This window comes from Paenibacillus sp. FA6 (assembly GCF_051550225.1).
In the GTDB taxonomy this organism is placed as follows: domain Bacteria; phylum Bacillota; class Bacilli; order Paenibacillales; family Paenibacillaceae; genus Paenibacillus_AQ.
This window is the reverse complement of the sequence record NZ_CP188820.1, coordinates 2,977,204-2,997,668: the sequence shown is the minus strand read 5'-3', so window position 1 is coordinate 2,997,668 and position 20,465 is coordinate 2,977,204. Positions and strand designations below refer to the sequence as shown.

Below are 20,465 nucleotides of genomic sequence, written 5' to 3'. Positions count from 1 at the left end.
CTGTGCAGACGAAGAATTGTGAAAGTGATGCGAATGAGTAAAGGAGCGAGGCTAATGAATTTTCAACAGATGATTCTTACACTGCAGCAGTTCTGGGCAGAGCAAAACTGTATTATTGTCCAACCGTATGATACTGAAAAAGGTGCGGGGACGATGAATCCGATGACTTATTTACATTCGATTGGTCCAGAGCCATGGAACGTGGCTTACGTAGAGCCTTCTCGTCGCCCAGCGGATGGACGTTATGGAGAGAATCCTAATCGGCTTTACCAGCATCACCAATTCCAGGTTATTCTTAAACCTTCACCTGACAATATTCAGGAAATTTATTTAGAGAGTTTAATTCGTCTTGGTATTGATCCTTTAAAGCATGATATAAGATTTGTGGAAGACAACTGGGAAGCACCGACTTTAGGTGCGTGGGGTCTTGGTTGGGAAGTGTGGCTTGATGGTATGGAAGTGACACAGTTTACGTATTTCCAACAGGTTGGTGGAATTGATGCGAATCCTGTCGCTGTAGAGATTACATATGGGATGGAGCGTCTCGCGTCTTATATTCAGGATAAAGAGAATGTATTTGATCTTGAATGGGTGAACGGAATTACATATGGAGATGTGTTTCATCAAGCAGAATTTGAGCATTCTAAGTACACATTTGAAGTGTCTAATGTCCAAATGTTGTTCACATTATTTAATATGTATGAAGAAGAAGCAAATAAAGCTATGGAGCAACATTTAGTATTCCCTGCTTATGATTATGTATTGAAATGTTCCCATACGTTTAACCTGCTCGATGCTCGTGGAGCGATAAGTGTCACTGAACGAACCGGTTACATCATGCGTGTAAGAAACTTGGCACGCCAGATTGCTGCTACTTATTTGGAAGAACGTGAGAGATTAGGCTTCCCACTCTGCAAGAAAGGAGAGGTTAAACGTGGCTAAAGATCTATTGTTTGAAATAGGGTTGGAAGAAGTGCCCGCACGCTTTATACGTGCAGCTGTAGAACAGTTGAAAGAACGATTGGTTAACTGGCTAGATCATTCAAGAATCGCTCATGGGACGGTGCATGCGTACGCAACACCTCGTCGTTTAGCTGTTCTCGTTGAAGGTGTGGCTGAGAAACAAGAAGATATAGAGGAAGAAGCAAAAGGTCCATCCCGCAAAATAGCACAGGATGCTAGTGGCGAATGGAGTAAAGCCGCATTAGGTTTTGCTCGTAGTCAAGGAGTCGATCCTGCGCAATTCAGGTTCCAAGAACTAAACGGAGTTGAATATATTTATGTGACGAAGAGCAATTTAGGTGTAGAGACATCAAGTATTTTAGCAGAAGCATTGTTAAGCATTTTGTCTTCTATGACCTTCCCTAAAAATATGCGTTGGAGTGCCTATGACTTTAAATTCGTCAGACCTATCCGCTGGCTTATTGCCTTGTTTGGAAATGATGTGATTGATTTAGAGATAACTGGAGTGAAATCGGGAAATATAACACGAGGTCATCGCTTCTTAGGTGGTGAAGTGGTTGTTGCGGATCCATCTACATACTTGGATGTGCTTCGTACCCAGTCTGTCATTGCGAATATCGATGAGCGTAAAGAGATGATTGTGAATCAAATCGATGCCCTTGCAGAAGAGAAACAATGGAAGATTGCCGTTAAAGAGGATCTGCTTGAAGAGGTCTTGTTCCTTGTTGAGACACCAACAGTATTATTTGGAACGTTTGATCCTTCATTTCTAGAAATCCCTCAAGATGTTTTAATTACTTCTATGAGGGAGCATCAACGTTATTTCCCAGTATTGAATGACCAAGATCAATTGCTACCGTTCTTCGTTACTGTACGTAATGGGAATAACACCTCATTGGATGTTATTGCTAAGGGGAATGAGAAGGTACTGCGTGCTCGTTTGTCGGATGCGAAGTTCTTTTATCTGGAGGACCAGAAGCTTCATATTAAGGATGCCTTGTTGAAACTAGAAAATATTGTATTCCATGAAGAGTTAGGGAGCATTGCTGATAAAGTACGTAGAATCCGTCGTATCGCGGATAGTCTGTCATCTGCACTACAAGTTTCTCAAGAAGATGCAGAAGCAGTCAGTCGCGCTGCTGAAATCTGTAAGTTCGATCTTGTTACTCAAATGGTCTATGAGTTTCCTGAATTACAAGGTGTGATGGGTGAAGACTATGCACGTAAAGCTGGTGAGAAGGAAGATGTGGCGAAGGCTGTATTCCAACATTATCAACCACGCTTTGCTGGAGATGATACACCTGCTTCCCTCGTGGGTTCAATCGTTAGTATTGCTGACAAAATCGATACGATCATTGGGTGTTTCTCTGTTGGTATTATCCCAACTGGATCACAAGATCCATATGCCCTTCGACGTCAAGCACAAGGAATTGTACAAATCATGCTTGCGCAAAAGTTCCCGATCTCCTTGTCAGAGTTGCTCAATATAAGTATAGAAATCCATGGAAGTCTGCGTGAAATGAAGCTTTCTGCCGATGATATACGTAAAGCTGTAACTGATTTCTTCGGACTTCGTGTGAAAAAGATTCTTTCTGAGAATATGCGCTATGATGTCGTAGATGCTGTAATCTCAGCGGATTTCGATGATATAGCTTCTGTAGTCTCACGAGGCGAGGCTCTAATGGATGCTGTAAGTAATCAAGAGGATTTCAAGACGACAGTTGAATCCTTTAACCGTGTCAGTAACCTAAGCGGGAAAGCGGAACATCATATGATAAGCGAATCTCTTTTTCAAGAAAAAGGGGAGAAAGAGCTTTATAAAAGTTGGAACACGATCCTTCAAGACTACCATGTAGCATTACAACGACGTGATGGATTCAAGGCTTTGCAGATGTTAGGGGAAATTCGTAATGCCATTACTGAATTTTTCGATTCTGTTATGGTTATGGCAGAGGATGAGAAAATTAGGAATAATCGATTGGCACTTCTTGCTGCTATTGATCAAGATCTTAAGAAATTTGCGGATTTCTCAAAACTTGTGTTGTAACTATAAGAAAAATGGGTATATATATACGAAACGGTTTCTGTGCAAATAGTAAGAAGGTATAGCCCTTTCATCGATTTTCAATTAATTACTAGTTGATGGTAAGAAGGATTTTACCTAGTACAAAGCGTATATACTATAAGTGCGAGTTTTAAAATTCGCATATTCAGCACTAATGACTTTTTGAACAACCTCTATTAAGAAGTAAATTTAGGGTAGAATAGGTGATATTCTGGCTACACAGATAAATTGTCATATTGTCGTCGATGGAGATGCTTGTCCGGTTAAACATGAAATAGCTGTTACTGCACGCCGGTTTTCTGTCCCAGTTATTATGGTCTCATCTTATGATCATCTAATTCGAGAAGAAGAAGGCGTTACTGCTGTGCAGGTTGATCGCAGTGATCAAAGTGCAGATCTCTACATTGCGAACCATATTACACGTGGTGATGTCGTAGTGACACAGGACTATGGATTAGCTGCACTAGCATTGGCTAAAGGTTGTTACGTCATTTCTAACCGAGGATTGCAATATGGAGATAATGATATTGAATTAATGTTGGATCGAAGGCATCATCAAGCGAAGGCGAGGAGAATGGGCAAGCATTCTAAAGGACCTAAACCGATTACAGCAGATGATAAAATATTTTTTCAACACAATCTGACAAAAATTTTAGAGGGTTTGCAGGAGAACGATCAGTCGTAGCGAATAATATTTACGTGCTAAAGAGATGAAGGTGGTAAAGATGAGTGCCGGGCAAGGTAATATTCCGGAAAAAGTAATCGACTCTGTTTTGGAGCACAATGATATTGTCGATACGGTAGGTAAGTACGTTCATCTCACAAAGCAAGGAAAGTATATGAAGGGTCTCTGTCCGTTTCATTCGGAGAAGACTCCATCATTTACAGTGACACCGGAAAAGCAAATTTTCTACTGTTATGGTTGCGGCAAGGGCGGGAATTCCATTAAATTTATGATGGAAATTGAAGGATTATCATTTCCTGAGGCCGTAAAAATGATGGCAGAAGAAAGTCATATTGAAATGCCTGAAGTACAGGGATTTGCAGTCATTTCAGTTAATCCAGAGAGAGAAAGACTACTGCAAGCTTACGAATGGTCATCCAAATTCTTTCATTACTTGCTAAAGAATACGGAACATGGGAAACCCGCAATGGCGTATTTGAGGTCACGGGGATTCACCGATAAGATGATTGATCAGTTCCAAATAGGTTATGCACCAGACACGTGGAATACGTTGGTACAGTTTTTGACTAAACGTTCTTTCGATCTTGAAGAAATGGACAAGGGAGGATTATTATCCACTCGAAGTGATGGTACCGGTTATATTGATCGTTTCCGGGATCGGGTCATATTTCCCATTAACGATAGAAGTGGCAGAGTGATTGCGTTTGCTGGACGTGTACTTGGTGATGCCCAACCTAAATATTTGAATTCACCTGAAAGTCAGCTGTTTAACAAAAGTCGAATACTGTACAACCTACACCAAGCGAAAAACTCTATCCGCAAGCTGCGGCAAATCGTTCTGTTTGAAGGGTATGGTGATGTTATTGCGGCATGGGAGGCAGGCGTACAGAATGGTGTTGCGACGATGGGTACTTCATTAACGGAAAGTCATATTTCGATGATGAAGACGATGGCTGATGAATTATTGATTTGCTACGACGGCGACCGTGCTGGTCAGTCATCAGCTATGAAGAATATTCCTATGATTGAGAGTGCAGGGTTGAGAATTAAAATTGCTGTATTAAGCGACGGTCTTGATCCTGATGATTTTGTACGTAAATATGGGCCAGAACGATTTATGAGTCAAATTATTGATGGTGCTGTTTCAACAACAAAATTTAAACTTATATATCTGAAAAAAAACCATATACTGCTAGAAGAAGATGGGAAGATTGCTTATATGAAGGAAGTTCTTCCGATTATTGCAGCACTACCATCCTCGACAGAGAGGGAAGTATATCTGCGGGAATTATCTTCAGAACATCAGCTTTCATACGAAAGTCTGAAGCAGGATTGTAATCTAATTCGCCAGACGATGCAAAAAAACATGCCAGATGGGGATAATTTTGATCTTGGGTGGAATAATGGTAGGCATAAAAAAGAGAAGGTTTCTACTCCAACTTTACTACCAGCTTATCACACAGCAGAGCGAAGAATATTAGGTCTAATGCTTCAGGATGTTGAAGTCGCACAGTATGTGAGTGAGCGCCTCGGAGAAGCTTTTAATATTGAAGATCATGCAGCTATTGCTGCTTATCTATATGCCTATTATGCACAGGGTAAACACCCAGATATAAGCCGATTTATTTCATCCCTTCAGGATGATCGATTGGAGAAAACACTTAGTTCTATCTCAATGATGGATATACCCCGAGAATGGAATGTTGAGTTGTTGGACGATTACATTCGGGAAATTCATAAAGTTCCACAGCAACAGGTAATAGGACTGAAAAAAGAAGACATGATGAATGCGGAGCGTTCAGGTGACTTTTTACGTGCAGCACAAATAGCAAGTGAAATTATTGCCCTAGAGAGACAGTGAATGATCGTTATGGTTGGATTGTTTCTAGGGAGGAGGGAGTCGAATTATGGCGAATGATCAACGTACTGAAATAGAGACAGAATTGACTTTGGATCAAGTTAAAGATCAACTGGTTGAGCAAGGTAAGAAGAAATCGACATTGAATATGAAGGATATTATGGAGAAATTGTCACCATTTGATCAGGATCCTGAGCAAATGGAAGAGTTTTACGAACATTTGAGTGACTTGGAGATTGAAGTAGTCAATGAAAATGACGAAGAAGAATCGAACACTCTCCGTCCTAATGATGACTCTGAAGAACAACAGGAGGGTGAGACGGTCTTTGTTGATGATCTATCATTGCCTCCAGGGATAAAGATCAATGATCCTGTCCGTATGTATCTGAAGGAAATTGGGCGTGTTCAGTTACTATCAGCAAGCGATGAAGTTCAACTAGCTAAACGCATTGAACAAGGTGATGAAGAGGCTAAGAGACGTCTTGCAGAAGCTAATCTACGGCTCGTAGTCAGCATTGCTAAGCGGTATGTTGGACGAGGGATGTTGTTCCTTGATCTTATTCAAGAAGGTAACATGGGGCTAATCAAGGCCGTAGAGAAGTTTGATCATGGAAAAGGATTTAAATTTAGCACATATGCTACATGGTGGATACGTCAAGCTATCACTAGAGCTATCGCTGACCAAGCACGGACGATCCGAATTCCAGTTCATATGGTGGAAACCATTAATAAATTGATCCGCGTGTCTCGTCAACTGCTTCAAGAATTAGGACGTGAGCCAGCACCGGAAGAAATTGCAATTGAGATGGAGTTAAGTGTTGAAAAAGTAAGAGAGATTATGAAAATTGCTCAAGAACCTGTTTCACTTGAAACACCGATTGGGGAAGAAGACGATTCACATCTCGGAGATTTCATAGAAGATCAGGAGGCATTGGCACCTGCCGATGCAGCAGCCTATGAGCTTCTAAAAGAGCAATTAGAAGATGTATTGGACACGTTAACTGAGCGGGAAGAGAACGTATTACGTTTGCGTTTCGGTCTAGATGATGGACGTACGAGAACTCTTGAAGAGGTTGGTAAAGTGTTCGGTGTAACCCGTGAACGGATTCGCCAGATCGAAGCTAAGGCGCTTCGCAAATTACGCCATCCAAGCCGAAGTAAAAGGCTGAAGGACTTTCTGGAATAAAACGGTTTATTGGACCTTCTGCAGCTTATTTGGCTCAGCAAGGTCCTTTTTGTTCGAAATACTCGTGAATTTACCTTGGAGTGCATCTATAGTTTCGGTTTAGTATCATCATACGTATGGAAGATACCAGTGTTTATTGGTTAGAGACGTAGTAATAATATGCCTTAGCTTCTTTCATTTGGAATTATTCCCTTGATTTGTTTTATTGGTTTTTATTTTATCTCTTTTTCTTTGCCAATGCAAATGTTAACGTCAGTTATTGAGGTCGTACTTGTGGTGCATTTCTTTTCACGAAAAAAATGGAATGTGTGGGTGTCGTTATGAAATTATCGAAAAGATTACAATTTATTATGGAACAAATTCCAGATGGAAGTACGCTAGCAGATATAGGTTCTGATCATGCAATGTTACCTGTGGCGGCTATCCAAAGTGGAAAGGTACTCCGAGCAGTTGCAGGGGAAGTCAATTCCGGACCACGGGATGCAGCTGCTAAACAAGTGGCTACATCTGGTCTGAAAGACAAAATTTCTGTTAGGCTTGGTGACGGTCTAGATGTCGTAGCTCCTGGTGAAGTGGATGTTATCACAATTGCTGGAATGGGCGGTGCGCTTATCTCGAGTATATTGGAGCAAGGATTGAATAAGCTCCAAGGTGTTAAGCAGCTTATATTACAACCCAATGTAGGTGAAGATATAGTTCGACGTTGGTTATTAGATAACCATTTTGTACTAACATCAGAGCACATTATGGAAGAGGATCGTAAAGTATATGAAATATTAACGGCTGTTCCAGAGAATACTAATGGGACTATGTTAACTAATGATGAGGTCTACAGAGAGTATGAAGTGGACAGCGGTAATGGAACTGTGAAAGTGACAAAGGATATTCTAATACGCATGGGTCCTTGGCTGTTAAAGGAGAACAATGATATTTTTACAGCCAAGTGGATGTCGGAGCTTGATAAACTTACGCGAGTATTGAAATCGTTGGGTACATCGTCTTTATCCTCAGCAGAGGCTAAGTCTGAAGTCTTTGCACAAGAGATTCAGCAGATTAGGGAGGTGCTCTCATGTTTGCCAAAGGACAGACTGTAATTCAATATATGGAGCAGCTAGCTCCTAAGCATGTAGCCATGCCGGATGATCGAATAGGGCTGCAGTTGGGAACACTCCAGAAAGATATTCACAATGTTCTCATTGCGTTAGATGTGAATGATGAGGTAGTTGAGGAAGCTATTGGGCTTCAAGTTGATCTGATTATTGCGCATCATGCTATTATATTCCGTCCTCTGAAGCATCTACAGACAGATACCCCTATGGGTAGACTATATGAGAAGCTAATCAAGCATGATATTGCGGTCTATATAAGCCACACAAATCTGGATGTTACAGAAGGTGGAATGAACGATTGGATGGCGGAAGCACTAGGCATTGAGAACGGCTCCCCATTGGAAGATCTTCATACAGAGGAATTGTCCAAGCTGGTTGTCTTCGTGCCTAAGAGCCATCATCAGCAAGTTCTAGACGCCATTCTTGGGGCAGGTGCAGGCGCGATTGGAGATTACAGCCACTGTAGCTTTAATATCGAAGGATACGGAACCTTTATGCCTTTAGAGGGAACGGAACCATTTATAGGCAAGCAGGGAAGAATGGAACGTGTTGAAGAAATGCGGATTGAGACGATTGTGCCACATGGAATCCGTAGTAAAGTTATACAGGCCATGCTAAAAGCCCATCCCTATGAAGAAGTAGCCTATGATCTTTATGCAATGAATCTAAAAGGAAGAACATTGGGTCTTGGTCGCGTAGGGAAATTGAACAGACCGATGCTACTTGCAGAGTTCGTTGAGGTTGTGAAACAGAATTTACAGGTAGATCATGTAAGAGTGGTAGGAGACCTCCAGCGTTCGATTCGTAAAGCGGCTGTTCTTGGAGGTTCAGGGAGTCGATATGTATCACCTTCGATCTACCGAGGTGCGGATGTGCTTGTAACTGGGGATATTGATTACCATACGGCACAGGACGCTCTAATGGCAGGTATTGCGATTATTGATCCAGGACATAATACGGAGAAAATAATGAAATCTAAAGTGGCAGATTGGATGAGAGGAAAGCTTCAAAATGCTAAAGTTGAGACCAAAGTTCATGTGTCAGAAGTGAACACAGAACCATTTCAATTTATGTAAAGGCGAAACTTTCCAAAGTTACAAGTTGATTAGGGTTGAATCTGCGGCAAATTCGCTGTATACTATCATTTGTTGCCACGAAAGTTTGACAGACAATCGCTGGTGATGCGTAAGGCATCACGAGAGGAAAGTCCGGGCTCCATAGGGCAGGGTGCTGGATAACGTCCAGTCAGCGCGAGTTGAAGGATAGTGCCACAGAAATGGACCGCCGATGGCTGCGTAAGCGGCACAGGCAAGGATGGAACCGAGGTGTAAGAGACCCCGAGGAACGCTGGTGACTTCGTTCCTGGTAAACCCCACTTGGAGCAAGACCTAATGGAACGCAGCTTCTCTGCAAAGAGAGCAACCTTAGCCCGAGGCGCGTTTAGGTTGGTCGCTTGAGCCGATCAGCAATGTTCGGCCTAGATAGATGATTGTCGTTTGGAGTGGGAGGGTAGTTCCCGTATGTACCACGAAGAACACAGGACCCGGCTTACGGCAAACTTTCACAACTACAACTTATATGTGTAACTATTAAATGGTGTTGTTCTATCAGTTATTTACTGAGGAACAACACCATTTTTATTGACATCTGTTTTAAGGATATATAATGGGCTTTTTTCTGCATGATTCGATACAGGTTGGTCAATCGTACAATCCAAAGGTAGACACCTACAATATACTATATCAAAATCACGAAAGGAGTTATAACCTATGAGCGATTGTTCTGGATTTCAATGTCCGCAAGTAGAACCGATATTCTGTGATCCAATTGTTGTTGTTCAAGACTTCTTTTACCCTCAAGTTGTTCCTGTCATCCATACAGTTCAAGTGGTCAAGAGACATCATTGTGTCCCCGTTTCCAAACATATTTATAATTATGTGACTACGGATGAAGCAATTGAAGAGAGAGTAGGCGTTTCCGGACGGAAAGAAAAAAGACGGAATGTAACAATGGCAAAAGCAAAAGTGAAATCAAAATCAAAATCAAAAAAATAACTGTTGAGTTAAAATGAATAACACAAAAATCCGTGTGAGTTTTTAGCGCACGGATTTTTGTGTAGAACCATCAGGTTTACTCTTAATGAATTTCAAGAATTGACTCTATAGGTGAATGGAAAAGGTTGAAGCTAATTGTAGGTAGTGGTGTCCACTAAGGACGCCACTAGACGTAGGGTATGGCAATGGCTACTTAGAAGATTGATCTTTTCGAATGACGGACTGCATTTGATTCTGGATTTGTTGTGGCCAAAATTGAAGTGGAGAAGACCCATTACCTGCCGCTTTAAGTGCTTTGTAAATATCGACTTGTCCATATCCGAAATATTTATCCCTTCCTTTATCTCCTAAGTCGACGACACTTTCACGCATCAAATCCATGACTTCTTCGTTGTTGAGATTGGGATTTCTCGACCTAATGAGCCCTGCTAACGCAGCAACATGAGGACTTGCCATAGACGTTCCGGAAAGTGCAGCATACTGATTGTCAAGATAGGTACTGGCTATACTTGTGCCTGGTGCCACAACATCAATATAATCCCCGTAATTAGAAAATGAAGCGCGTTTCATATCGGAGTCTGTTGCTGATACAGAGAACACCTCAGGATAAGCAGCAGGGTATCCAGGTCGTTCTGTATTGTCATTCCCAGTAGCAGCTACAATGACAATATCTCGGTTATAGGCATATTTGATGGCATCATGTAGAAATTCAGAATCAGCATAATTACCTAGGCTCATGTTGATCACTTTGGCACCATGATCAGCTGCCCAAATAATACCTTCTGCTACGGAGTAAGTAGTACCAGCTCCTGAGCTGTCGAGTGCTTTAACCGGCATCACTTTATTATACCAACTAATCCCAGCTACACCTTCATTGTTGTTGACCACTGCGCCTATAATTCCAGAGACATGTGTACCGTGTCCCACATCGTCAGTAGGCGGCTTGGATGGATCAACGACGTTATATCCATCAACAAGATTGCCTTTCAAGTCCGGATGGGCTAAATCTACGCCTGTGTCCACAACTGCTATGATCACATCGGCACTTCCCTTGGACAAATCCCAGGCTTTGTTAGTTTCAATCGCTGGTAAATTCCATTGATACTTGGAGAATAGTAGGTCATTAGGAATGATGGGTGATATACGCGTAGAACTTTCATCCTTTACGTCATTGGTTAGATATAAATAATGAGGTTCAACATAATTAGGTTTGTATTTATTTGTGAAATAAGTTTTTAGTTCTGAATAGCTCAAGCTTTTGGCATGGAAAACGTAAGCATAACCCATTTTGCGTACCCATTTAGAGTGGATCTCACTGGAGATCGCCATTAATTCTTTGTTTGAAATAGCTTCCCGGAAGTGGACAACGATTTCGTGTTCATAATAATGGCTCGCTTTTTCATTATCGTGTCCGGTCTTTACGGTAATATCACGCAACGTATTTGTCTCCACAGATTCGATTCGGTAGTTCCCTTCCTTAGGATAGGGAATTAGGCGTAAGTTACGTTTCTGGTGACTAGATACTTCGCTCAGAACCTGTTGACTTATTAATGCAATAATACCTTTGTTTCCGTGAATTGAAGGTTCAGCCATAATAAAGTATTGGGTATCCTTTACTTGAAATGAAGGCGATTCATAGGAGCGATGATTACGTAAATGGTGTTTAGCTAATTTCTGATAAGTGTTGTATTGCTTGTTATTACTCGTATCCCAAGTAAGGTCATTTGCTTGGTAAGGAGTAGAACGCTTATTGGAGAAGTCGATCCAGGTCAGTAGTTGAATATGATGATGAGTCTTTTGCAATTGTTGGATATATGAGCCCATATCCTTTCGATTGAGGGTGTTGGATTGGTTTACTATCGTTGTAAGATGCTGTTTCGCATCCATCCGAGTTAAAGTATCTGTGGATGAAATATCTTGACTCATCATTTGTTGTTTCATGGTGTGTTCTTGTAGAGAGTTGGCGACTGGAGTCTTTGAAGCAATATGTGATTTGGAACGGTTACTATTATTAGTACTGAGATTTGATTCGGAACTGGAACTGGAACTGGAATTGAAATTGGTCTTAGGTAGTAAAACAAGCGTTGTGATCAATCCTGTTGTGACAATAAGCCCTGTAATTAGCCGTGCTCGCCGGGACATTTCAACACCTCCTATACTCATCAAAATTTTCATTAGCATTAGGAAGTAACTCGGAATTTATTCATGATCTTGATACCGATCTTGGTTCCTTCAAGCTGAAAAGCTACAAATAGGATAATCTTTGTATGTTTACATCAACTTACATAATCAAATCCGCATATCAGTTTACACTGTCGGAAACAATGAAGAAGAGGTGATATAAATGAGCAATGAGTCCAAAACATTAGTGAAGTGCAGTGTGAGTAATTGTCATTTCTGGGGAGAACAGAACTTATGTCGTGCTGAGAAAATCGTGATTGAAATTGACGCTCATGCTACTTCAAATTTGAATGAAGAATTTGGGGATGAGCCATTTGCTATTCATCAGGATAAGGCACGAACGTCATCCTCGACTTGCTGCTTAACATTTAGACCAGAGTAAAAGTAAATTTGTCCAATCTGATAGGAGGTGCTGGTATGGAAGATGATAAATATGGTTCAGAAACTCATGATGATCCAATACAAAAAGATGAAGGTGTTCGCAAAAAGAGTACACTTCATGCTAATTTGTACAAGCGTGCTGATTATCCTCGTATGACTCACAATCATAAAGAGGAGTATGCAGCAGAAATGACATCTACGCCTGCTCGTATTCATGACGATAAGATACAGAATAAAGATTCAGATGTGGAAGAGATGGACGATAGAACAGGAAAAGTCGCTGGGTATGTTGGTCTTGCATTGGGTGTTGTATCTTTATTCATGTGGTCCATCGTTCTAGGTCCCATTTCAGTGCTCATTGGATACTATGCCTATTCCCAAGGAAGAAAAGGAACTGGCGCTTGGTCAATGGGTCTAGGGATACTAGCTACGCTTAGTTATTTCTTCCTTATTCCTTTTGGAAGATAATAAGGGGCTTGGAAAACACATATGTAGGATACCGCTACGATGCCAGATTATCCATCATATGCTTTCGAAGTAGCTTTCCGTAGGAAATCTTGTAGGCGAGCGCTACGCTTCTTCAGGACAATTCCGTCATCTTCGCTACTTCGTACATCATCGATTGTTTTCTGCAAAGCTGATTATGATTTAGAATCTCTTTTAAATGATATTTCTAAGCGAACTTTCCAAGCCTCCTCGTGAGGTTAGAAAGTTCGCCTTTTTAACATAGTAAGGTGGTTTGCTTACAAAATGTGCGCGACCTGAGATGAGCAGCTCATAACCAGTTCCTTCTCACTCACCACGTGAACTCCTTCACAAAAGGACGCCGGAAAGCGTTCTTTTCTAAATAGAATCAACTTTTTAAAGGAGAAGGTAGCGTATGACCCACGCCCATGATAAAATGTAAGAAGAAGATTATGATGGAAGTTGGGATAAGGCTATGCAGATTGATAATGTGACGGCGAAACAACTTATTAACCTACAACAGAATGCTACTGTGCAGGATAAAAATGATCTTATACAGGATATACTTAGTGCTCAAACGAGTGGATCTGATTTCGGCGGTTTATTGAAGCAGATCATGACAACGTCTGAATTATCATCTGATAATCAAGTCATATCTTCAAATGCTGGAGTATCTTGGGATGATGGGCTCTTATGGCAACAGCTTGGAGTTGTGAGTAAGGATAACTTGAGTGTTTCTGAATCGAAGGGTCATTCTGGGAAGTCATTATCGACAGACTATAATGATCTGATACAGCAGGCAAGCCAACAGTATGGAATATCCGAATCATTGATCAAAGCAGTTATCGACACAGAATCATCCTTCAATCCGCAGGTAGTATCCTCAGCAGGAGCCAAAGGGTTAATGCAATTAATGGATGGAACAGCCGCGGGATTGGGAGTGAGTGATTCATTTGATCCAGCAGAGAATATTGATGCAGGAACAAGATATCTATCTTATCAATTAAAGCGATTTAATGGAGAAGAGAACGTGGCACTTGCAGCTTATAATGCGGGCCCAGGAAGAATTCAACGACTTGGGATATCAACCGATCAAGAGCTAATGAACCGCTTAGATTCACTTCCATTGGAGACTAGAAATTATATTACCAAGGTGCAGAACGCTCGCACCAAATACGAAGGATAAGAGATCACACGTGGAGGCACCAGGGTGAAAGATCAGCAAGATGATTTGCACCCTCTCCGCGGGTTGATCTTTTTGTGTTGTCGAAAAAGAAGGGAGAAGTTCATAATGATCTACTGGGACCATGCCGCAAGCACCCCACCCTATGATGATGTCATACGCACAATAACTGAGGTTATGACAAAGCACTATGGCAACCCATCATCCATGCATCAATTTGGGGAAGATGCTATCAAGTTGATCAAGCGAGCTCGAGAAGTCTGCGGAAATGCTCTCAACGTCAAGCCGACGGAAATCGTGTTTACTTCTGGAGCGACAGAAGGTAATAATATGGCGATTAAGGGTGTTGCACTTCAATATATGAATCGTGGCAAACACTTGATTACAACAAAGACGGAGCATGCATCCGTATACGAAAGCTTTCTCCAACTACAACAATGGGGGTATGAGGTTACTTTTCTTCCAGTCGATTCTCAGGGATGTGTAGATCCTGCATCTGTTACTGCAGCTATAAGAAAAGATACGATTCTCGTCAGTATTATGCATGTGAATAACGAAATGGGAGCTGTTCAACCCATAGAAGCGATTGGACAGGAAATTAAACGGTGTAATTCAAGAACATTATTTCATGTTGATGGTGTACAAGGATTCGGAAAGTTGGCCGTCGATCTAAAAAAATGGCAGGTGGATCTTTACACACTTTCTGCACATAAGTTTCGTGGTCCTAAGGGAAGTGGGCTACTTTATGTGCGTGAGGGACTGAAATTAACACCTCTTCTAACTGGCGGATCTCAGGAATCTGGATTGCGTGCAGGAACGGAGAATACCCCACAGCTCATTGCTATGGCTAAAGCGATGCGCATGGCTAATGAGCAGCAACAATCCTTTATGAATAAGGTGTCTGTTATTCGTGACAGACTTCATGCTACCATAAGAGATATTCAAGGGCTAAAGCTTCATACTCATGAGAACTCAGCACCTCATATTGTACATTTCTCTTACCCAGGAATGAGATCTGAAGTGTTGCTGCATACGTTGGAAGAACAAGGAATGCTTGTATCCACTAAATCGGCATGCTCAACCAAACAATCAGAGCCAAGCCGTGTCTTACTGTCCATGGGACTGAGCGTAGAAGAAGCATCAAGTGGAATCCGAATTAGTCTTGGAGATAGTCATACAGAAGAAGAAGTGAGTTTGTTACAGGGTGCGCTACGTACTGCCATCGAGCAACTAGAGCCATTTCTAAGAAGGGAAAATTGATAAATGATGACCTATGATATGTTACTAATACGTTTTGGAGAATTCATGTTAAAAGGCAAGAATCGTAGAAGATTTGAGAAGTCGGTAACCCTTCATGTGGAATCCGTTCTTGAACCTTTTCCGCGTCTAAAATTAAGAAGTGAGTTCGGAAGAATCTACGTGTATCTGAACGGAGAATCAGAAAAAGAACCGATTCAAGCATTAAAGAACGTATTTGGAGTTTCCTCCATCAGCCCAGTTATCGTCTGTGCGCCTGATTTAGAAGATATACTACGGACAAGCCATAGATATTTGCAAGAAATGAATCTGCAAGATGATATTACCTTTAAAGTACATGCTAGACGTGTGTGGAAAGGGTTTCCTCATTCTTCCCATGAAATGAATGATCATGTAGGATCACTTTTGTTAAAGGAATTTCAAATGCTTAATGTATGTATGCATCAACCTGAGCTTGAGCTAAGAGTGGAAATTAGAGAAAAGAAAACATATATATTCTATGAAGTGATTCCAGGTGTAGGTGGATTCCCACGGGGAAGTAATGGAAAAGCAATGATCTTACTTTCAGGCGGGATCGATAGCCCGGTAGCAGCATGGAGTTCAATGCGTAGAGGATTAACGATGGAATGTATTCATTTCTACAGTTATCCATTTACAAGTCAATTAGCTAAAAATAAAGTTGAAGATTTAGCCAGAGTGTTATCGGGTTATGTTGGTGAAATGAAAGTTCACTTCGTTCCCTTTACTGATGTGCAGACCTCGTTTACTGGAATCGGTCAGGATAATTTGATCATTACTTTAATGCGTAGGGCGATGCTACGAATTGCGACATCACTGGCTGAGAGAGAAGGGGCATTGGCGATCGTGACAGGTGATAGTCTAGGTCAAGTAGCTAGTCAGACATTATCCAGCTTGAATGCGATTGGACGCGCAACAGAGCTACCCATCCTTAGACCCTTAATTATGATGGATAAGAATGAGATTATCCAGATTTCTAAAGAGATCGGAACTTATGACCTTTCTATTCAACCCTATGAAGACTGTTGTACACTGTTCGTCTCCGAATCACCAGCTACCAATCCAAGTATACGCGCTTTAGATAGAATAGAACGTTCGATCAACGGTCTTCAGGAGCTGTTGCAAGATGCGTTTGAACGTACTGAGACAGTTGTGCTTACTCCGAATGGAGGGGGAAGCAGAGCGGTTGTGGATGCGGTACAGGAGGAGTGGTTCTAATTCAGATGGTTTATGAAATAATAAATTGATCATTTCATAAGCATACAAGCTCCATTTCATTCATACATGTATGAATGGGGGGAGTTGTACTATGGAGCAGATGTGGCTATTACTGGAGATACTAGTAATTAATTTAGTTTTGAGTGGAGATAATGCTGTCGTTATTGCTTTAGCAAGTAAAGATCTGCCTCCGGCTCAGCGCAAAAAGACAGTGTGGTGGGGAGCCATGGGAGCTATTGTCCTTAGATGTCTCCTTACTTTGGTTGCTGTGCTGATGCTAAAGATTCCATATCTACAAGCATTCGGAGGCATTATGTTATTGTGGATAGCATTCCAGTTATTATCTGACGAGAAAAAAGAACTCAGGGTGGGCGAGACACCAACGATTTCAAAAGCGATACGCACCATTATAGCAGCAGATTTCATCATGAGTCTTGATAATGTATTGGCCATTGCGGGTCTTGCGAAAGGGGATATTTCCTTAATTGTCATTGGGATTGCCCTTAGTATACCGATTGTGATCTACGGAAGTACTATTATTATTCATTGGCTGCATCGCTTTCCAATTCTTGTTTACTTCGGTGCTGGAATATTGGGGTACACAGCCGGAGAAATGATACTTCAGGATTCTAGCTTCGGGGGGTATCTATCTGCTCTTTGGCCAGATGGTCATTCAGTGTTGCCAATGGCACTAGCTATTATTGTTGTTCTATCTGGAGGATTAAGGAAAATGGCATCACACCGGGTATAGTATACCCACATCATCATCATAAATAGTGATTACCAGCAAAAGGAACTTGACGGTGAATTGTTGCCAGGTTCCTTTTTGCGTTAACAACATGGTCTTTTAAACGAATTTCATATACAATAATCTTAAAAATATGTTCATCCGGATTCTGACATGAATGGGCATACCATGAGAAAAGAGGGTGTATATATGTCTTCTAAAAGAGATATGAAGCTAGGACTGTTGATCATTATCGCCGCTGTTGTTATTTTATTAGGTAAACTTGGTGTGTTTGGCTTCCTTGGTCGTTCCCTCTGGCCGGTAGTCATATTGATTGCAGGGTTAGTCTTACAGGGGCTTTATTTCAGTCGCCGGAGACAGCCTATCCTACTCATTCCTGGTGGCATATTAACGGTATGGGGATTAGTATTTGTTATATGCAATATATGGGGCTGGGGATTGATGGCATATGTATGGCCTGCGTTGTTTCTTGGCGTAGCTATAGGATTGTATGAGTATTACTTGTACGAGAATTTACGATCAAATACGCTTTTATGGGTATCTCTTAGTATGGGGTTAGTATCATTTCTTTTCTTTCTTTTCAGCCTTATGAAAACAGGGGGGATTTATCTACTAGTGGTTATACTTATAGGTGTAGGAATCTGGTTGATCTTAGGAAGAAGAGGATCGAATAATAGTAAATGGTAACCATATCCTGTTTAAAGATGAATCCTTTTCAAGAAAAAAACTTGATTTTTTCAGATAATTAACTATAATATATAAGATATGATGAAGCGTCGGCATTGTCGCCTGACGCTTCTTTTGTGAGACACGTTGTAAAGTGTGTACAGACTTGAGAATGAAGGGATAGGTAAAATAACCATGCAATCAAGAGAACAGATTCGTAATATTGCGATTATAGCCCACGTTGACCACGGAAAAACAACATTGGTTGACCAATTACTACAACAATCGGGGATTTTCCGCGACAATGAAACACATCACGAACGCGCAATGGATTCCGGTGATATAGAACGTGAACGCGGGATTACAATATTAGCGAAAAATACAGCTATCACGTACAAGGATTTCACGATAAACATTATGGACACACCTGGTCACGCCGACTTTGGTGGAGAAGTTGAACGTATTATGAAGATGGTTGATGGCGTATTACTTGTTGTTGATGCTTATGAAGGATGTATGCCACAGACGAAATTCGTCTTGCGTAAAGCACTGGAGTCCAATCTAACACCGATCGTTGTTGTTAATAAAATTGACCGTCCAGCAGCTCGTCCATCAGAAGTAATTGATGAAGTATTAGATTTGTTTATTGAACTTGGAGCATCAGATGAACAATTGAATTTCCCAGTAGTATACGCATCTGCGTTGAACGGAACATCAAGCTTGGTTGCTGAAAAACAGGATGAAACGATGCTTGCATTGTACGAAACAGTTCTTGATCATATCCCAGCACCGACTGAGAAAATAGATGAGCCACTACAATTCTTAGTAACTTTGATGGATTATAACGAATATATGGGTCGTATTGCTATCGGACGTATTAATCGTGGTATTATTCGCCAAGGGCAATCCGTAACAGTAATTATGCGTGATGGAAAAAGTAAGACAGCACGTATAGAGAAGTTGTTTGGATTCCAAGGATTGAAACGCATTGAGGTTGAAGAAGCGGGAGCAGGGGATATTGTTGCGATCGCTGGTATTAAAGATATTAATATCGGAGAAACCATTGCAGATCCTAACAATCCAGAAGCGTTGCCAGTACTGAAGATAGACGAGCCTACACTACAGATGACTTTTGTTGTTAACAATAGTCCGTTTGCTGGTCGTGAAGGTAAATGGGTTACTTCCCGTAAATTACGTGAGCGTCTTTATAAAGAATTAGAAACAGATGTCAGCTTAAGAGTGGATGATACTGAAACACCGGAAGCATTTATTGTCTCAGGACGTGGTGAACTTCACTTAACGATTCTGATTGAGAATATGCGTCGTGAAGGATTTGAATTACAAGTATCTAAACCATCAGTTATCATTAGAGAGATCGATGGTGTCAAGAGTGAGCCGATCGAGCGTCTGATGATTGATGTACCTGAAGAAAGCATGGGAGCAGTAATGGAAAGCTTGGGTCAACGCAAAGCAGAAATGGCTAATATGGTAAATACGGGTTCAGGAAACGTACGCTTGGAATTCCTTATTCCAGCTCGTGGACTCATAGGATACCGTACACAATTCCTTACACTAACTCGTGGATACGGCGTTATGAATCATGCTTTTGATAGCTATGGTCCAGTCGTTTCTGGTCAAGTTGGTGGACGTACGAAGGGTGTATTGGTTTCTAGTGAGAACGGAAGCTCTACAGTGTATGCAATGATTGGTATTGAAGATCGTGGTACTCTATTCATAGAATCAGGTACTGAAATTTATGAAGGTATGATCGTGGGAGAGCATACACGTGATAGTGATATCGTCGTAAATGTATGTAAAGAAAAACAAGTGAATAATATTCGTTCCGCTAACAAAGAAGAAACTGTAAAAATGAAAACTCCAATTATCTTCTCGATGGAACAAGCATTGGAATATTTGAATGATGATGAATTGTGTGAAATTACACCTAAATCAATCCGTATGCGTAAGAAGATATTGAATAAAAGCGAGCGTGAACGTTCGGATAAAAATCGTAAAATGGCAAGTACAAATTAATTATTAATTTGTATTTCCCCATTATGAAGGGAGTGAAACCTATATGCAGGTATGGTTTGCAGAGCATCCTCTTGTTTCTTATATTGTCATCTTCTTGCTGATCACTTATGTTTACAATAAAGTGTTTAGAGTACATCAGAAGTTGCCTTTGTTGAAGGAGATCATATTATACATTTTGATGGCATTAGGTTCAGGTATGCTTCTTATATTTCAAGTTGACAAGCTACCGATCATTCAATGTTTGTTAGTTGCCGTTGGATTGATGCTCCTTGTACGTATTCGCTATTTTGTGGAGGGCAGACAGAAGAAGAAAGATGAAGCACCTTCCGAAAATGTGTAAATGTATTTCATGATGGGAGTACTTTTTGAACTCAAAATAATGAAATAGGTGTTT

At 41.0% G+C, this 20,465-nt stretch carries 18 protein-coding genes and 1 other RNA gene; 18 read left to right on the top strand and 1 reads right to left on the bottom strand.

All coding sequences use genetic code 11. The features are described 5' to 3' along the window. Positions 1-54: 54 nt before the first annotated feature. The 9 genes from glyQ (at position 55) to ACP8HI_RS14055 (ending at position 9,920) form a co-directional block, all read left to right on the top strand. Entirely contained in the window at positions 55-942 is an 888-nt protein-coding gene (gene glyQ / locus ACP8HI_RS14095; RefSeq protein WP_438351836.1) for a glycine--tRNA ligase subunit alpha, read from the top strand. Continuing rightward, positions 935-3,010, top strand: a complete 2,076-nt coding sequence (glyS, locus tag ACP8HI_RS14090) for a glycine--tRNA ligase subunit beta (protein WP_438346865.1) — start codon at positions 935-937, stop codon at positions 3,008-3,010. Before glyQ ends, glyS begins: the two co-directional genes overlap by 8 nt. Positions 3,011-3,239: 229 nt before the next feature. Next, positions 3,240-3,713, top strand: coding sequence for a YaiI/YqxD family protein (locus ACP8HI_RS14085; RefSeq protein WP_438351835.1), 474 nt, complete (start codon positions 3,240-3,242; stop codon positions 3,711-3,713). 40 nt (positions 3,714-3,753) lie between these two features. Further along, positions 3,754-5,574 carry a DNA primase gene (gene dnaG / locus ACP8HI_RS14080; protein WP_438346864.1) on the top strand — a complete coding sequence of 607 codons (1,821 nt, stop codon included), beginning with the start codon at positions 3,754-3,756 and terminating at the stop codon, positions 5,572-5,574. A 46-nt stretch (positions 5,575-5,620) separates the two neighbouring features. Then, positions 5,621-6,757 carry an RNA polymerase sigma factor RpoD gene (rpoD, locus tag ACP8HI_RS14075; RefSeq protein ID WP_438346863.1) on the top strand — a complete coding sequence of 379 codons (1,137 nt, stop codon included), beginning with the start codon at positions 5,621-5,623 and terminating at the stop codon, positions 6,755-6,757. A gap of 320 nt (positions 6,758-7,077) precedes the next feature. After that, positions 7,078-7,851, top strand: a complete 774-nt coding sequence (locus ACP8HI_RS14070) for a tRNA (adenine(22)-N(1))-methyltransferase (protein WP_438346862.1) — start codon at positions 7,078-7,080, stop codon at positions 7,849-7,851. Continuing rightward, complete coding sequence (locus ACP8HI_RS14065; protein ID WP_438351655.1) at positions 7,827-8,942, top strand: Nif3-like dinuclear metal center hexameric protein; 1,116 nt, start codon at positions 7,827-7,829, stop codon at positions 8,940-8,942. Before ACP8HI_RS14070 ends, ACP8HI_RS14065 begins: the two co-directional genes overlap by 25 nt. 80 nt (positions 8,943-9,022) lie before the next feature. Then, positions 9,023-9,432, top strand: an RNA gene (gene rnpB / locus ACP8HI_RS14060) — RNase P RNA component class A. 203 nt (positions 9,433-9,635) lie between these two features. Beyond that, positions 9,636-9,920 carry a hypothetical protein gene (locus ACP8HI_RS14055; RefSeq protein WP_438351654.1) on the top strand — a complete coding sequence of 95 codons (285 nt, stop codon included), beginning with the start codon at positions 9,636-9,638 and terminating at the stop codon, positions 9,918-9,920. A 189-nt stretch (positions 9,921-10,109) separates the two neighbouring features. Here ACP8HI_RS14055 and ACP8HI_RS14050 read toward each other — a convergent pair whose 3' ends face one another. Next, positions 10,110-12,062 (bottom strand): S8 family peptidase, encoded by a 1,953-nt coding sequence (locus tag ACP8HI_RS14050; RefSeq protein ID WP_438351653.1) that lies wholly within the window; start codon positions 12,060-12,062, stop codon positions 10,110-10,112. Between the two features lie 202 nt (positions 12,063-12,264). Here ACP8HI_RS14050 and ACP8HI_RS14045 point away from each other — a divergent pair, with 202 nt between their 5' ends. The 9 genes from ACP8HI_RS14045 to ACP8HI_RS14005 all read left to right on the top strand — a co-directional run bounded on the left by ACP8HI_RS14045 (position 12,265) and on the right by ACP8HI_RS14005 (position 20,411). Next, a complete protein-coding gene (locus ACP8HI_RS14045) occupies positions 12,265-12,483 on the top strand; it encodes a DUF1540 domain-containing protein (protein WP_438351652.1) in 219 nt (72 codons plus the stop codon). Between the two features lie 35 nt (positions 12,484-12,518). Then, entirely contained in the window at positions 12,519-12,950 is a 432-nt protein-coding gene (locus tag ACP8HI_RS14040) for a hypothetical protein (protein ID WP_438351651.1), read from the top strand. A 472-nt stretch (positions 12,951-13,422) separates the two neighbouring features. After that, positions 13,423-14,133, top strand: a complete 711-nt coding sequence (locus ACP8HI_RS14035) for a lytic transglycosylase domain-containing protein (protein WP_438351650.1) — start codon at positions 13,423-13,425, stop codon at positions 14,131-14,133. A 105-nt stretch (positions 14,134-14,238) separates the two neighbouring features. Continuing rightward, on the top strand, positions 14,239-15,390 hold the full coding sequence (locus tag ACP8HI_RS14030; RefSeq protein WP_438351649.1) for a cysteine desulfurase family protein: 1,152 nt from the start codon (positions 14,239-14,241) through the stop codon (positions 15,388-15,390). Positions 15,391-15,396: 6 nt separating this feature from the next. After that, positions 15,397-16,623, top strand: coding sequence for a tRNA uracil 4-sulfurtransferase ThiI (gene thiI, locus ACP8HI_RS14025; protein WP_438351834.1), 1,227 nt, complete (start codon positions 15,397-15,399; stop codon positions 16,621-16,623). 91 nt (positions 16,624-16,714) lie between these two features. Then, complete coding sequence (locus ACP8HI_RS14020; RefSeq protein WP_438351648.1) at positions 16,715-17,374, top strand: TerC family protein; 660 nt, start codon at positions 16,715-16,717, stop codon at positions 17,372-17,374. A 186-nt stretch (positions 17,375-17,560) separates the two neighbouring features. After that, complete coding sequence (locus ACP8HI_RS14015) at positions 17,561-18,058, top strand: hypothetical protein (RefSeq protein WP_438351647.1); 498 nt, start codon at positions 17,561-17,563, stop codon at positions 18,056-18,058. 174 nt (positions 18,059-18,232) lie between these two features. Next, positions 18,233-20,071 (top strand): translational GTPase TypA, encoded by a 1,839-nt coding sequence (gene typA / locus ACP8HI_RS14010; RefSeq protein ID WP_438351646.1) that lies wholly within the window; start codon positions 18,233-18,235, stop codon positions 20,069-20,071. A 43-nt stretch (positions 20,072-20,114) separates the two neighbouring features. Continuing rightward, a complete protein-coding gene (locus ACP8HI_RS14005; RefSeq protein ID WP_438351645.1) occupies positions 20,115-20,411 on the top strand; it encodes a YlaH-like family protein in 297 nt (98 codons plus the stop codon). The last annotated feature ends 54 nt before the right edge of the window (positions 20,412-20,465 follow it).